The following is a 14,510-nucleotide window of genomic DNA, read 5'->3' on the forward strand; positions in this document are numbered from 1 at the left end:
CCTTCTTTGGATGTCGGGCGCACTTACGTTATGGTGGAAGCTCCGCAGCCCCTCGGTCAAGCCCAGAACCTCCGGCTTGAACCTCTGGGCCGCGGGAAGACCGCACAGAGAGCCGAGGCAGAGAGCGACGGGAGTTGGGCCATGATCCAGATCGACATCTTCTCCGACACCATCTGCCCCTGGTGCCTGATCGGCAAGCGCCGGCTCGAAGCCGCCCTGAAGCTGCGCCCGGAGCTGCCGGTGCGGATTCGCTGGCGCGCCTTCCAGCTCAATCCCAACATGCCCGCCGAGGGCATGGAGCGGCAGGCCTATCTTAGCTTGAAGTTCGGCGGAGCCGACAACGCCACCATGATCTATGACCGCATCCGCGCCGCCGGGGCCGGCGATGGCATCGACTTCGCCTTCGAGGCCATCCAACACACGCCCAATACCCTGGAGTCACACCGACTGATCCGCTGGGCGACCGACGCGGGCCGCCAGACCGAGGTCGTCGAGGCCCTGTTCCAGGCCTATTTCTTCCGCGGCGAGAACATCGGTACGCGGGCCGTGCTGGTCGAAGCCGCCGTCGCCGCCGGCCTGGACCGGGGGGAGAGCGAGCAGTTCCTGTCCGGGGACGCTTACCGCGCCGAGGTCAGCGACGAGGACCGCCAGGCACGCGCGCTGGGCATCGACGGTGTGCCCTGTTTCATCTTCAACGGCCGCCATGCCCTCGCCGGCGCCCAGCCGCCCAAGGCCCTGGCCGAGATGCTGGACCTCGCCCAGCAGGACGCCGCAGCCGCGCCGGCAGAGTAGGCCCCTCACCCTCCCGCTCGCGCGGGACGTCTTTCCCCCTCACCCTCCCGCTCGCGCGGGCCCCTCCCTCTCCCCCAAGGGGAGAGGGTTGCGAAGCCTTGGCGAGGCACGAGCCTAGGCGAAACTGGGTGAGGGGGTCGCTCTTTCAGCACTGCAATCGCTGCACACCGGGCTCAACCGACGCTGCCGAAATCCTCGAAGCGGTCGATGGCGGCGCGGTCGTAGCCGAGGCTCGCGGTCACAAGCTGGCGCGTGTAGGGATGCTGGGGCTCGTGGCGCTTCAGGCGTTCGACATCCAGGCGTTCGACCACGGCGCCGTGGTTCATCACCGCCAGTTCGTTGCACATATGGGCCACCACGGCGAGGTTGTGGCTGACCAGAACGTAGGTCAGGCCTCGCTCCTGCTTCAGCCGCTGCAGCAGGTTCAGCACCTCCGCCTGCACCGAGACGTCGAGGGCCGAGGTCGGCTCGTCCAGCAGCAGGATGCGGGGCTCCAGGATCAGCGCGCGGCCGATGGCGACTCGCTGACGCTGGCCGCCGGAAAGTTGGTGCGGATAGCGGAAGCGGAACTGCGGACCCAGTCCGACCTCCTCCAGCACCTGCTCGATCCGCCGCTCCGGGTCGCTCAGGCCGTGAATGGCCAGCGGCTCCATGAGGATGCGGTCGACGGTGTGACGCGGGTGCAGGGAGCCGTAGGGGTCCTGAAAGACCATCTGGACCAGCTTGTAGAAGGCCTTGCCGCGGCGCCGGGTCTGCGGCTGGCCGGCAATGGTGACCGTTCCGCTCCAATCCGGGTTCAGGCCGCTCAGCGCCCGCAGCACCGTGGACTTGCCGGAACCGGACTCGCCGACCAGGCCGTAGGTCGCCCCTTCGGCAACCGCGAAGGAGACGTCGCGGACGGCATGGACCCGGTCGGCACCCTTGCCGAAGATCACGTTCAGGTCGCGGACATCGATCATGGCCTCGGCAGCGGGCCCACTCACAAGCCATGCTCCAGCCACGCGGGGTCGCGGCGCAGCACCGGCAGATCGCTGCCGTCGCCGTCGATCTTGGGCAGGCAGCTCAAGAGGCCCCGCGTATAGGGGTGCTGGGCGGCGGCCAGGTTCTTCGCATCGCAGATCTCCATGATCCGCCCAGCGTACATGATGACGACGCGGTCGCAGAAGGAGGCGACGAGATTGAGGTCGTGGCTGATAAAGATCAGCCCCATCCCGCGCTGTGTCACCAGATCGTCCAGGATCGCCAGCACCTGAAGCTGGACCGTCACATCGAGGGCCGAGGTCGGCTCGTCGGCGATCAGCAGATCGGGATCGGGGATCAGCATCATCGCGATCATGATGCGCTGGCCCATACCGCCGGAGACCTCGTGCGGATAGGCGCGGTAGACCCGCTCCGGATCGCGGATCCGCACAGCAGCCAGCATATCGAGCGCACGCCGCCGGGCTTCGTCGCGCGGCACCTTCTGGTGGGTGCGGTAAGCCTCGGCGATCTGTTCGCCGACCCGCATCACCGGGTTCAGCGAGAACTTGGGGTCCTGCATCACCATGGAGATGCGCTCACCGCGGATATCGCGCATCTGGGCCTCGCTGGCCCGCTGCAGGTCGATGCCGTCGAACTCCAGGCGTTTGGCCGTGACTTGTCCGGGGGCCGAGACCAGACGCAGGATGGAGCGCCCGGTCATCGACTTGCCGGAACCAGACTCGCCGACGATCCCCAGCTTCTCTCGGCCCAGCGAAAAGCTGATGCCGCGCACCGCCTGCACCAGGCCCTTGCGGGTCGGAAAGTCGACCCGCAGGTCCTCCACCGTCAGCAGAGGGGCCGCCATCAGCCCTGCCCCCCGGACTTCGGGTCCAGCACGTCGCGCAGGCCGTCGCCCAGCAGGTTGAAGCCCAGGCTGACGATGAAGATGGCGATGCCGGGCACCGTGGCCACCCACCACTGGTCCAGCAGCACCTTGCGGCCGCTGGAGATCATGGCGCCCCATTCCGGCAGCGGCGGCTGGGCCCCGAGGCCGAGGAAGCCGAGGCCGGCGGCGATCAGGATGATCCCGGCCATATCCAGGGTCACCCGGACGATCAGCGAGGAGGTGCAGAGCGGCACGATGTGAGACCAGATGATCCGCAGGCGCCCCGCCCCCTGCAGGCGCACGGCGGAGATGAAGTCCGAGTTGCGGATGGTGATGGTCTCCGCCCGGGCGATGCGCGCATAGGGCGGCCAGGAAGTGATGGCGATGGCGATAATGGCGTTCTCGATGCCCGGCCCGAGAGCGGAGACCAGGGCCAGGGCCAGCACCAGCTTGGGAAAGGCCAGGAAGATGTCGGTGATGCGCATGAGCACGGCGTCGACCCAGCCCCCGAGATAGCCGGCCGTCGTCCCCACCAGCAGCCCGATGGGCGCCGCGATCACCGCCACCAGGACGACGATGTAGAGCGTCAGCCGGGCGCCGTGGATGATGCGCGAGAGAATGTCGCGGCCGAGCTCGTCGGTTCCGAACCAGTGCTGGGCGGAAAAGAACTGCAGGCGGTCGGCCAGGATCTGGGCATTGGGATCGTAGGGCGCAATCAGCGGCGCAAAGATGGCGACGACGACCAGGGTCACCACGATGCCCAGGCCGATCATGGCCAGGGCGTTGGAGCGGAAGGCGAGCCAGCCGATGTAGGCCCGCCCCAGCCGCGCCTGGCCGCGAGACTTCGGCGAGCTGCTCAGCAGCCAGGGCCGCAGCCCCTCGCTTTCCGCCTGTTGGGCCTGACTGGTCATCGCGCCCTTGGGTCCAGAACCCTGTAAAGCACGTCAGAGAGAAGATTGATGCCGATGAAGACGGCGCCAACCACCATGGTGGCACCCAGTACGGCGTTCATGTCGGCGTTGAGAAGCGACTGGGTCAGATAGAAGCCGAGGCCCGGCCAGGCGAACACAATCTCTGTCAGCACAGAACCTTCGAGAAGGTTGGCGTAGCTGAGGGCGATCACGGTCACCAGCGGCACCCGGACGTTGCCCAGAGCATGCACCCAGATCACCCGCCACTCCTTCACGCCCTTCACCCGCGCCGTGGTGATGTATTCCTGGCTGAGTTGTTCCAGCATGAAGGAACGGGTCATGCGGCTGATGTAGGCGAGGCTGAAGTAGCCGAGGATGGAGGCCGGCAGGATCAGGTGGCTGGCGGCATTCCAGAAGATGTCCCATTCTCCGGCCATGGCCGCGTCGATCAGCATCACGCCGGTCACCGGATCGATGAAGCCGTCATACACGAAGTTGAGGCGCCCCGGCCCGGGCACCCAGTCCAGCGTCGCGTAGAACAGCAACAACCCCATAAGGCCGAGCCAGAAGACCGGGATCGAATAGCCGAGCAGCCCGACCACGCGGATCACCTGGTCGGGCCAGCGCCCCTGATAGACAGCGGCCAGAACGCCCATGGGCACACCGAGCAGCACACCCAGCAGCGTTGCCACGGTGGCCAGTTCCAGGGTCGCCGGGAACACCCGTTTGATGTCCTCGAGAACCGGATTGGCGGTCAGAACCGAATTGCCCAGATCACCCTGGAGGACGTTCCAGACGTAAATGGCAAACTGCTCGTAGAGCGGCAGGTCGAGGCCGAGTTCCTGGCGCACCCGTTCGATCACGTGTTCCGGCGCCCGGTCGCCGACGATGGCCAGCACCGGGTCGATGGGCACCACCCGTCCGATGATGAAGGTGACGAAGAGCAACCCCAGGAACGTCAGCCCCACCGTCACGATGACGCTGAGGATCACCCGCAAAGGACGCGGCAGGGACAAGCCGCTCAGGCCCGTCCCTGCCCCGCTTTCTCGATCGACTTTTATGGTCACCTATTCCGTACTCAAACCGGCCCGGGCCTAGTTCTTTGTGACGTCATAGTACCTGTTGTCGTCAAAGGCCGGGCCGATGATGAAGCCCTTGGTGTCGGCGCGCACGCCCGCTACCTCGGCCTGCTGGAACATGATGACGAAGGGCGAAGTCGCCTGATGTGCCTTCTGGATATCCAGGTACATCTCGGCCCGCTTCGCAGGATCCCGCTCCAGGATCGCCGCATTGGCCACCTGGGTCATATCGGGAATGTCCCAGGAGTTCCGCCACGCCAGAGGCTTGGACTTGGCGTCGTCGGAATTGTCCGGGTTGCGCGCGAAGGTATCGGCGTTGGTGTGCGGATCCTGATAGTCCGGCCCCCAACGGCCGATGTAGATGTCGTGGTTGCGCGCCCGGTACTTGGTCAGGGTCTGCTTGCCGTCGCCCGGGATGATCTCGAGGTCGACCCCGCCCTGGGCGAAGGTGGCCTGGATGGACTGGGCCATATCCATGATCGGCGAGGTGTTGCGGGTGTCCATGGTCACCTTGAAACCGTCCGGATAACCGGCCTCGGCCAGCAACTGCTTGGCCTTGGATACATCCAGCGTGAAGGGCGTGTCCTCGAGCGCACCGAGGAAGCCACGCGGCAGAAAGGCCTGATGCACAGACATCAGGTCGCGGACGATTGTGCCTTCCATCCCCTTGTAGTCGACCAGGTACTTCAAGGCCTGGCGTACTTTGGGATTGGAGAGCGCCTCGTGCTTCTGGCTGAGGCCCAGATAGTAGATGGCACCCTTGACGCCCACCTGCACATAGAGATCGCCGTTGCTACGCACGCTGTCGAGCTGGTCCGGTCCCAGGTTTCGGGCAATGTCGATGTCGCCCTTCTCCAGCAGCAGTTGCTGGGCCGACGGCTCGACAATGTGACGGATGATCACCCGCTTCATGGCCGGAGCACCGCCCCAGTAGTCATCGTTGCGGTCGAGCAGCAGGGACTCGTTCGGCCTCCACTGGCGCAGCTTGAAGGGCCCGACGCCGGCATAGTTGGTGCGCAGCCACTCGTGGCCGAGATCGCCGTCCTTCTCGTTCGCCATCACCGTCTTCTTGTCGACAATGGAGCTGATGGTGGCGGTCAGGCAGTAAAGCAGAAAGGTCGGCGCGTAGGCCTGGTCGGTCTCGATGACCAAGGTCATCTCGTCGGTCGCGCGGATCTTGTCCGCCACATTGTCCGGCGTGAAGCCGAACTGGGTGAGGATGAAGGCCGGCGACTTGTCGAGGATGATGGCCCGCTGCAGCGAGAAGGCCGCGTCCTCAGCGGTCATCGGATTGCCGGAGGCGAACGTCACGCCCTCGCGCATCTTGAAGGTATAGGTCTTGCCGTCGTCCGAAATCGTCCAGGACTCGGCGGCGACGCCGAAGACGTTCGACACGTCCTTGGGGTCGTAGCCGATGAGCCGGTCATAGGTGTTGCCGGCATATTCAGCGCCGGAGAACTCGAAGATCTCGGCCGGATCCAGCGTGATGATGTCGTCAATCTGGAACGCCATGACAAGTGTGTCACGGGGCGTCTCCGCAACGGTCGGTGCCGCCGTCACGGCCATCGTGGCCGCCACGACACAGGCGAATAGCTTCCTCACGATACGTCTCCCTAAATGATGCCCGCGCGGGCAACGGTGCTGCTTAGGGGCCCCCTTGAGCTCTCTCCAGCAGCGCCCGATAATATTAACCACTGATTTACTGTGGTCCAGCGCTCATCTGGAAACGGAAAAGGTTTGCGATCTCAAGACGATGCGGTCTGCAAACAGCTTCAATCCTAAGCTGCAAGCTTGGCCAGTTCGTCGAGCATCAGGCGGACGCCCTTGACCCGTGCCGCCTCGCTGTCCCAGGCCCGGCGGTAGACCAGGGTGTGATCGGGACGCAGCTTGACCTCACCGGCCTGCTTCTGGATGAAGGCGATCAAGCCCGCCGGGTTGCTGAAGTTGTCGTTGTGAAAGGCGACCGTCGCACCCTTCGGCCCGGCATCCAGCCGCGCCACCCCGGCCTCCCGGCACAGCCGCTTGATGGTCATGATCTGCAGCAGGTTCTCGACCTCCGCCGGCAGCGGACCGAAGCGGTCCACCAGTTCGGCGGCGAAGGCATCCACCTCGGCGCGGTCGACCAGGGTCGACAGCCGCCGGTAGAGCCCCAGCCTCAGGTTCAGGTCGGTAACGTAGCTCTCCGGGATCAGCACCGGCATGCCGATGTTGATCTGCGGCGTGAAGCTCTCAGCGGCTTCGGCCTCCGCTGCCTTGCCGCCGGCCCGCGCCGTTGCCACCGCTTCCTCCAGCATCTGCTGGTAGAGCTCGACCCCGACCTCGCGGATATGCCCGGACTGCTCCTCGCCCAGCAGGTTGCCGGCGCCGCGGATGTCCAGGTCGTGGCTGGCCAACTGAAACCCGGCGCCCAGGCTGTCCAGGGTCTGCATGACGTTCAAACGTTTTTCCGCTGCGGCACTGAGAATGCGCCCCGGCGGCAGCGTCAGATAGGCATAGGCGCGCACCTTGGAGCGGCCGATCCGCCCGCGCAGTTGATAGAGCTGGGCGAGACCGAACATGTCGGCACGATGGATTACCATGGTGTTGGCGGTGGGGATGTCGAGGCCGGACTCGACAATGTTCGTAGACAACAGGATGTCGTACTTGCGGTCGTAGAAGTCGGTCATCACCGCTTCCAGCTGGGTCGGCGGCATCTGGCCGTGGGCGACCGCCACCTTCACCTCCGGAACCAGCTTCTCCAGCCGTTCGTAGAGTTCGGTCAGGTCCTTGACCCGCGGGCAGACATAGAAGCTCTGGCCGCCGCGGTAGTGCTCGCGCAGAATCGCCTCGCGAATGATGACCGGGTCGTAGGGCAGCACGAAGGTGCGCACCGCCAGCCGGTCTACCGGTGGCGTGGCGATCAGGCTCATTTCCTTCACGCCGGACATGGCCATCTGCATGGTGCGGGGGATCGGCGTCGCCGTCAGCGTCAGAACGTGGACGTCTTCGCGCAGGGACTTCAACCGCTCCTTCTGCTTCACGCCGAAGTGCTGTTCCTCGTCGACGATCAGCAGGCCCAGGTCCTTGAAGGCGATGGACTTGGCCAGGACGGCGTGGGTCCCGACCACGATCTCCACCCGACCCTTGGCCAGGTCCGCCTTGGTCTCGTTCGCGTCCTTGGCGGCGACGAGGCGGGAGAGCTGGCGGATCTGCACCGGCAGTCCGGCGAAGCGCTCCTTGAAGGTGCGGTAGTGCTGGCGGCACAGCAGAGTGGTCGGCACCACCACCGCCACCTGCTTACCCGCCATGACGGCGAGGAAGGCGGCGCGCAGCGCCACCTCGGTCTTGCCGAAGCCGACGTCGCCGCAGACCAGCCGGTCCATGGGGCGGCCCGCCGCCATGTCGGCCAGCGTCTCCTCGATGGCGCGCAACTGGTCTTCCGTCTCCGGGAAGGGAAAGCGCGCGCAAAACTCGTCGTAGAGCCCTTCTGGCCTTTCCATGGCCTCGGCCCCCTTGAGAGCGCGGGCGGCGGCCAGCTTGATCAGCGCATCGGCCATGGCGGCGATGCGTTCCTTCACCCGCGCCTTGCGGGCCTGCCAGTTCACCCCGCCCAGCCGGTCGAGTTCGACAGCGTCGTTCTCGGAGCCGAAGCGCGACAGCACCTCGATGTTCTCCACCGGCACGAAGAGCTTGTCGCCGCCGTGGTAGATCACCTTCAGGCAGTCGTGCGGCGCCCCGCCGACATCAAGGGTCTCCAGACCCTCGTAGCGGCCGATGCCGTGATCGACGTGGACAACGAGATCCTTTTCGTAGAGATCGGAGATCTCGGTGAGGAAGTTTTCCGCCCGCCGCTTGCGTCCGGCAGCCCGCGCGATGCGCTCGCCGAGGATGTCCTGCTCGGTCAGGAACAGAACGTCGTCGAGGCGGAACCCCCGTTCGATCCCCAGGACGGCAAGGCCGACGCTGGTACCGGACAAGGCACCGACGGCGGACCAGCCCTCAACGCTTTCGGTTGCGAGCTCGGCGTGTTCCTTGACCAAGGCCGCCAGGCGATCGAGGGCACCGGCCGTAAAGGCGGTCAGAACGACTTTGCGCCCGGCCGCCTGCTGGCGCCGGATCTGCTGACCAACCGCGTCGTAGAGATTGCCCTGGCCGGCCGCGCGTTCCTCCGCGAAGTCAAGGCCTGGCCCAGCCCCAACATCGCGCACGGCCTCGCCTTCGGGGGTCGCAAAAGGCGTAAACTGACCGCCGGGCCGCGCCGCCAGCGCCGCGTCCCACTCCATGTCCTCGAGAAACAGCGATGGCGGCTCGACGGGCTTGTAGACCCAGCCGCCGGTCTCGCCCCCGCCCTCCAGGCTCTTGCGGGCGTTGTAGAAGTCCAGAATGGTTTCGCGCCGCACCGCCCGCGCTTCGTTTGCCTGGTGATCCAGGGTGACCCCCGCCCCCGGCAGATAGTCGAGCAGGGTGACCAGGCGCCCATGAAACAGCGGCAGCCAATGCTCCATGCCCGGATGGGCCCGGGCCGCGCTCACGGCTTCATAGAGCGGATCGTCGCGCACCGCCCCGAAGCTGGAGCGGTAATCGGTGCGGAAGCGTTCGATCGCGGGCGGGTCGAGAATGACCTCGCTCACGGGCTTCAAAGTGACGCTCTCGATTTCCTCGGTCGTGCGCTGGGTCAGCGGGTCAAAGAGCCGCAGGGTCTCCAACTCGTCACCGAAGAAGTCCAGGCGCAGCGGCTGCGCCTGCCCCGGCGCGAAAACATCGATGATGCCGCCGCGCACGGCAAACTCGCCCGGCTCACCCACGGTTTCGACCCGGTAGTAGCCGTTTTCGGCGAAGAAGGCATGCAGCCGGTCCGCCGGAACGCTGGACCCCGCCGCCAGTGTCAGGACTCGTCCCGCGAAGGCCTCGGGCGGCGGCACCCGCTGCATCAGGGCGTTGACCGTGGTGATCACCACCTGCCGTGCCCCCGCGGCGGGCTGCAACAGCCGCGTCAGCACGTCCAGGCGCCGGGCGATGATGTCGCGGTGGGGGCTTACCCGGTCATAGGGCAGACAGTCCCAGGCCGGGAAGACCATGGTTTCGACGCCGGGCGCGAAGAAGCGCAGCGAGTCCGCCATGCGCGCGGCCTGGGCATCGTCCAGCGCAACGTGGAGCCAGCGCTCACGCGCCGCCTCCGCCAGCAGAGTGGCCAGATGGAGCGCGTCCGCGCCGGGCGGGGCGGATGCAATTGTGTGCCGCGCCGAGGCAGACGCATCGGGCGTCGCAAGGGCGGAAGCGGGATCGCTCATCGGGAGCCTGTCGTTTCGGTTTTCTGCTCGGGCTTCTGCTCGGGCTTCTGCTCGGTGTTTTGCCCGGGCCTTTGCGCTGTCGCCTGCCGCGCGGCACCGGGCTAACGCGTGGGGGGCTTGTACTCGAAGTCCAGAAGCAGCCGCAAGACGTCGTGATCGAATTCTGCGGGCGGCTGGCTACGACCGAGAATCCAGTCATAGACGACGGGTTCGGGCACGTCCAGCAAGGCCTCGAAACGGCCCAGTTGGGCGGCATCGAAGCTGTTGAGATGGGCATCGGCGAAGCTGCCGATCAGCAGGTCCATCTCCTGAGTGCCGCGATGCCAGCTGCGGAACCGCAGCCGCTTGCGGCGGTTTTCAAGGGTTTCGGTCATGGTGCTTTCTGTCATGGCGTGGCCCGGGAATTGGCATAGGATATAGAGCGATCCCGCCGCTTTGTCAGGCTTCCCCTGTTCAAACCGCTCCCGTCACTCAGACCGCTTCCATCACCCCGTGCGCCCCGAGATCCTCTTTCCCCTTTTCGCCCCCGCCACAAGCCTGTCGGGCGTCGGCCCGCGCTTCGCCGCGCTTTTCGAAGGCCTGGTGGGAGGGCCGGCGGTGATCGACCTCTGCTGGCACCTGCCCAGCGGCATCATCGACCGGCGCTACGGCCCGCCCCTGGCGGAGGTCCAGCCCGGGCGCATCGCCACCCTGACAGTCCAGGTCGGCGAGCACCGCGCACCGCCCAACCGCCGCCAGCCCTACCGCGTGTTCTGCCACGACGATAGCGGCGAACTGGAGCTGGTCTTCTTCCACGCGCACCGCGACTACCTGACAAAGGTCCTGCCGACCGGTCAGACCCGGCTGGTCAGCGGCAAGGTGGAAGTCTTCAACGACCGCCTGCAGATGACCCATCCGGACCACATCGCCGAACCGGCCGAGGCCGAGCGCGTAAAGGCCGTGGAGCCGGTCTATCCCCTGACCGCCGGCCTCAGCCTCAAGGTTGTCAGCAAGGCGGTCCATGCGGCCCTTGAGCGCCTGCCGACCCTGCCGGACTGGCTCGACCCGGCACAGCGTCAGCGGGAAGCCTGGCCCGCCTGGGACGGCGCGCTGCGCCAGGCCCACGCCCCCCGGGACGAGGCCGACCTCTCCCCGCTCAGCCTCCCGCGGCGCCGTCTGGCCTACGACGAACTCCTGGCCAACCAACTGGCCATCGCGCTGGTGCGCGACCGCCAGCAGCGGCAGAAGGGCCGATCGCTAAAGGGCAGCGGACACCTGCAGCAGCGCGTCCTGGACAGCCTGCCCTTTGCTCTGACCGGCTCCCAGCGCAATGCGGTGGCCGAGATCACAGCCGATATGGCCGCACCCCACCGCATGCTTCGGCTGCTGCAGGGCGACGTCGGCAGCGGCAAGACGGTGGTCGCCCTGCTGGCCATGCTGGCGGCCGTGGAAAGCGGCAGCCAGGCAGCGCTGATGGCGCCGACGGAGATCCTCGCCCGCCAGCACCATCAGACCATTGCACCGCTGGCCGAGTCGGCGGGGGTGAAGCTGACGATCCTCACCGGCCGCGACAAGGGCAAAGCCCGCCAAGCGCTGCTCGCCGGCCTCGCCGAGGGCACCACCGACATCGTTGTCGGAACCCATGCGCTGTTTCAGGACGACGTAGCCTTCCGCGATCTCGCCATGGCGGTGATCGACGAGCAGCACCGTTTCGGCGTCCATCAGCGCCTCACCCTGACCGGCAAGGGCCAGGCCGTGGACGTGCTGGTGATGACCGCGACGCCGATCCCGCGCACGCTAATGCTGACCGCCTACGGCGACATGGACTCCTCCCGCCTGACGGAGCGGCCGCCGGGCCGGCAGCCGATCGAGACGGTGGCGCTTTCCCTCGACCGCCTGCCGCAGGTGATTGCCGCAGTCGAACGGGCACTCGCCAAGGGTGCCCAGGTCTACTGGATCTGTCCGCTGGTGGAGGAGTCCGAGCACAGCGATCTGGCGGCGGCCGAGGCGCGCTACGGCGCCCTCGCGGAGCACTTCGGCGCGCAGGTCGGCCTGGTCCACGGTCGCATGAAGGCCGCGGAGAAGGACGCCGTCATGGAGCGCTTCGCTGCCGGCGATCTCGGCGTCCTGGTCGCGACCACGGTGGTCGAGGTCGGCGTCGACGTGCCCAAGGCCACGGTCATGGTGATCGAGCATGCCGAGCGCTTCGGCCTCGCCCAGCTGCACCAACTGCGCGGGCGGGTCGGGCGCGGCGCAGGCAAGTCGACCTGCCTGCTGCTGTGGCAGGGCCCACTGGGCGAAACGGCCCGGGCACGCCTGAAGATCCTGCGGGAAACCGACGACGGTTTCCGTATTGCCGAGGAAGACCTGCGGCTGCGCGGCGCAGGCGAACTGCTGGGAACGCGGCAGAGCGGCCTGCCCGCATTCCGGCTCGCCGACCTGGCGCTGCATGGCGATCTCCTGGCAACGGCCCGCGACGATGCCCGCCTGATTCTGGACAAAGATCCGGAGCTCTCCGGCGAACGCGGGCAGGCCCTGCGCATCCTGCTCTATCTCTTCGAGCGGGACGCGGCGGTCCGGTACCTGCGGTCAGGCTAAAGACTGGCGGTTCAGCCGCAAGGTTCAGCCACTGTGGGCAATCGGCGGATGCTGGCTGTCCGCCGGGCCCGCTTCTGCAACGTCGGGGCTCCGGTCCGGCGGCGTGACGATCCCGCCGGAGACCACCATCTTGATCCCCTCCTCCACCGTCATGGTGAGGGCCCTGACCTCCCCGCGCGGCAGGAACAGCAGGAAACCCGAGGTGGGATTGGGTGTGGTCGGCAGGAAAATGTTGACCGTATCGTCCGGCGTGAGTTCCTGGATGCCGACCTCGGCGGGCCCGGTGATGAACCCCAGGGCCCAACAGTCGGGACGCGGATACTCCAGCAGCACCACTTCGCGGAACGCCTGGGACTGCTCCTTGAAGACCGTCTCGAGAATCTGTTTCACGCCGCTGTAGAGACTGCGGATCACCGGCATGCGCGCCAGCAACCGTTCGCTGCTCGCCACCAGGGACCGGCCGACGAAGCCGGCGGTCAGGAAGCCGACCAGAATGAGCCCGACCACGACCACCAGCACGCCCAGGCCCGGCAGGCTGAAGGGCAGATAGGTTTCCGGGTTCCAGCGCGCCGGAATGTAGCGCACCACGTTGCTGTCGACGAAGGAAACAAACTCCGACGCAAGCCAGACCGTGATGGCGAGCGGCGCGGTAACCAGAATGCCGGCAAAGAAGTAGTTCCGCAGCCGGGTGACAAAGCCGGCACGGGTCTTCTGGGGCGCTTCCTTGCGCCGCCTCCGGATCGTCTTCTTGGCATAGGCCTCGACCTGGGCCTTGGCGGCCTCGGCGCCGCTCGGCTGCCCTTCTTCAGTGGTCTCAAGATCGTGATCGGGCACGACGATGCCGCCCGAGATGACGAGCTTGATCCCCTCCTCCACCGTCAGGTCCAGGTGGTAGACCTCCTCGCGTGGCAGGAACAGCAGGAAGCCGGTCGTCGGGTTCGGCGTCGCCGGGACGAAGACGTTGTAGACGGTGTCCGCCGTCAGGTTCTGCACCTCGCCCACGGTCTCGCCGGTGATGAAACCCACCGCCCAGCAGCCGCGGCGCGGATACTCGATCAGCACCACCTCGCGGAACGCCGAGGACGACTGCGACAGTACGGTCTCGAAGACCTGTTTGGTCCAGCTGTAGACCGAACGGACGACCGGCACCTGGCCGACCAGCCGTTCGCCCATCCCCATGACCAGACGCCCGACGTATCCGGCCGCCAGGAACCCGACGAGCACCAGGAAGAGAACGGCAACGATCAGGCCCAGGCCCGGGATGCCGAACGGCAGATAGCTTTCCGGGTTCCAGCCCGGCGGGATCATCGGGGTGATGCGGTCGTCGATGAAGGTGATGACGCGCCAGGTCAGCCAAAAGGTGATCCCGGCAGGCGCCGTCACCAGGATACCGGCCAGAAAGTAGTTGCGCAGGCGCGTGCCCAGGCTGTGCGGCGTCTTATCGGACATGGCAAAAATCCTTGGACCGGCTTGGACCAAGGCGCTGATCGGACACCGCAAAGCCGCACCGCGAAGCGGCGCCGGCACCTGTGTTCCTTGTCATCTGAATGCTTGCAAACAACCTCATGACCCACATCCCCACCTGGCTCATGATATGGGCATTGTCGGTGGAAGTACCAGAGAGACCGTTTCCGGTCGGATTCACGGGGCCTCTTGGGCCTCTTAGGGGCCAACTTGCAGGGAATGCCCTAAGGAAGGGCTAATGCCGGCGCCGGGGATGCGGCGGCCCGCCCATGGACTCCGCGCAGGACCAAGGCTGGCGCCTGGCCCCGGATCCGGGCCCGCAATCGCAGAATCATCCTGTTGAGGCTTGGTGCGGCTGAGAGGACTCGAACCTCCACTTCCGTACGGAAACTAGCACCTGAAGCTAGCGCGTCTACCAATTCCGCCACAGCCGCGACGCTGATGAAGGGACTTCCCTTCGCATGAACCGAGCCTGGAAACGGGTTGGTGCGGCTGAGAGGACTTGAACCTCCACGGGGTTTCCCCCACAGCGCCCTCAACGCTGCGCGTCTACCGATTCCGCCACAGCCGC

The 14,510-nt window shown here is 66.4% G+C and carries 10 protein-coding genes and 2 tRNA genes; 2 read left to right on the forward strand and 10 right to left on the reverse strand.

Annotated features, from left to right (window positions below; all coding sequences use genetic code 11):
- The first annotated feature begins 141 nt into the window (after positions 1 to 141).
- Entirely contained in the window at positions 142 to 792 is a 651-nt protein-coding gene (locus Q0982_RS00850) for a DsbA family oxidoreductase (protein WP_299390916.1), read from the forward strand.
- A 173-nt stretch (positions 793 to 965) separates the two neighbouring features.
- On the opposite strand, the gene Q0982_RS00855 is transcribed toward Q0982_RS00850, so the two are convergent.
- The 7 genes from Q0982_RS00855 to Q0982_RS00885 all read right to left on the reverse strand — a co-directional run bounded on the left by Q0982_RS00855 (position 966) and on the right by Q0982_RS00885 (position 10,272).
- Positions 966 to 1,751, reverse strand: coding sequence for an ABC transporter ATP-binding protein (locus Q0982_RS00855; RefSeq protein ID WP_299390929.1), 786 nt, complete (start codon positions 1,749 to 1,751; stop codon positions 966 to 968).
- A gap of 20 nt (positions 1,752 to 1,771) precedes the next feature.
- Positions 1,772 to 2,617, reverse strand: a complete 846-nt coding sequence (locus tag Q0982_RS00860; protein ID WP_299390917.1) for an ABC transporter ATP-binding protein — start codon at positions 2,615 to 2,617, stop codon at positions 1,772 to 1,774.
- Positions 2,617 to 3,549 carry a nickel transporter permease gene (gene nikC / locus Q0982_RS00865; RefSeq protein WP_299390919.1) on the reverse strand — a complete coding sequence of 311 codons (933 nt, stop codon included), beginning with the start codon at positions 3,547 to 3,549 and terminating at the stop codon, positions 2,617 to 2,619. Before nikC ends, Q0982_RS00860 begins: the two co-directional genes overlap by 1 nt.
- A complete protein-coding gene (locus Q0982_RS00870) occupies positions 3,546 to 4,559 on the reverse strand; it encodes an ABC transporter permease (protein WP_322096920.1) in 1,014 nt (337 codons plus the stop codon). The genes nikC and Q0982_RS00870 overlap by 4 nt, the downstream gene beginning before the upstream one ends.
- 84 nt (positions 4,560 to 4,643) lie before the next feature.
- The gene (locus tag Q0982_RS00875) at positions 4,644 to 6,230 is read right to left on the reverse strand and encodes an ABC transporter substrate-binding protein (RefSeq protein ID WP_322096919.1); all 1,587 of its coding nucleotides are present in this window, start codon (positions 6,228 to 6,230) and stop codon (positions 4,644 to 4,646) included.
- A 176-nt stretch (positions 6,231 to 6,406) separates the two neighbouring features.
- The gene (gene mfd / locus Q0982_RS00880; protein ID WP_299390922.1) at positions 6,407 to 9,898 is read right to left on the reverse strand and encodes a transcription-repair coupling factor; all 3,492 of its coding nucleotides are present in this window, start codon (positions 9,896 to 9,898) and stop codon (positions 6,407 to 6,409) included.
- 101 nt (positions 9,899 to 9,999) lie between these two features.
- The gene (locus Q0982_RS00885) at positions 10,000 to 10,272 is read right to left on the reverse strand and encodes a succinate dehydrogenase assembly factor 2 (RefSeq protein ID WP_299390924.1); all 273 of its coding nucleotides are present in this window, start codon (positions 10,270 to 10,272) and stop codon (positions 10,000 to 10,002) included.
- A gap of 118 nt (positions 10,273 to 10,390) precedes the next feature.
- Between Q0982_RS00885 and recG the strand changes: the two genes are divergently transcribed.
- Positions 10,391 to 12,475, forward strand: coding sequence for an ATP-dependent DNA helicase RecG (recG, locus tag Q0982_RS00890; RefSeq protein WP_299390925.1), 2,085 nt, complete (start codon positions 10,391 to 10,393; stop codon positions 12,473 to 12,475).
- A 24-nt stretch (positions 12,476 to 12,499) separates the two neighbouring features.
- Here the strand turns inward: recG and Q0982_RS00895 are convergent, their stop codons facing one another.
- The 3 genes from Q0982_RS00895 to Q0982_RS00905 all read right to left on the reverse strand — a co-directional run bounded on the left by Q0982_RS00895 (position 12,500) and on the right by Q0982_RS00905 (position 14,510).
- On the reverse strand, positions 12,500 to 13,924 hold the full coding sequence (locus tag Q0982_RS00895; protein ID WP_299390927.1) for a DUF502 domain-containing protein: 1,425 nt from the start codon (positions 13,922 to 13,924) through the stop codon (positions 12,500 to 12,502).
- A gap of 362 nt (positions 13,925 to 14,286) precedes the next feature.
- A tRNA-Leu gene (locus Q0982_RS00900) sits at positions 14,287 to 14,373 on the reverse strand.
- A 50-nt stretch (positions 14,374 to 14,423) separates the two neighbouring features.
- Positions 14,424 to 14,510 (reverse strand) — tRNA-Leu (locus Q0982_RS00905).

This window comes from Pelagibius sp., assembly GCF_028281305.1.
Classification (GTDB): Bacteria; Pseudomonadota; Alphaproteobacteria; order Kiloniellales; family Kiloniellaceae; genus Pelagibius.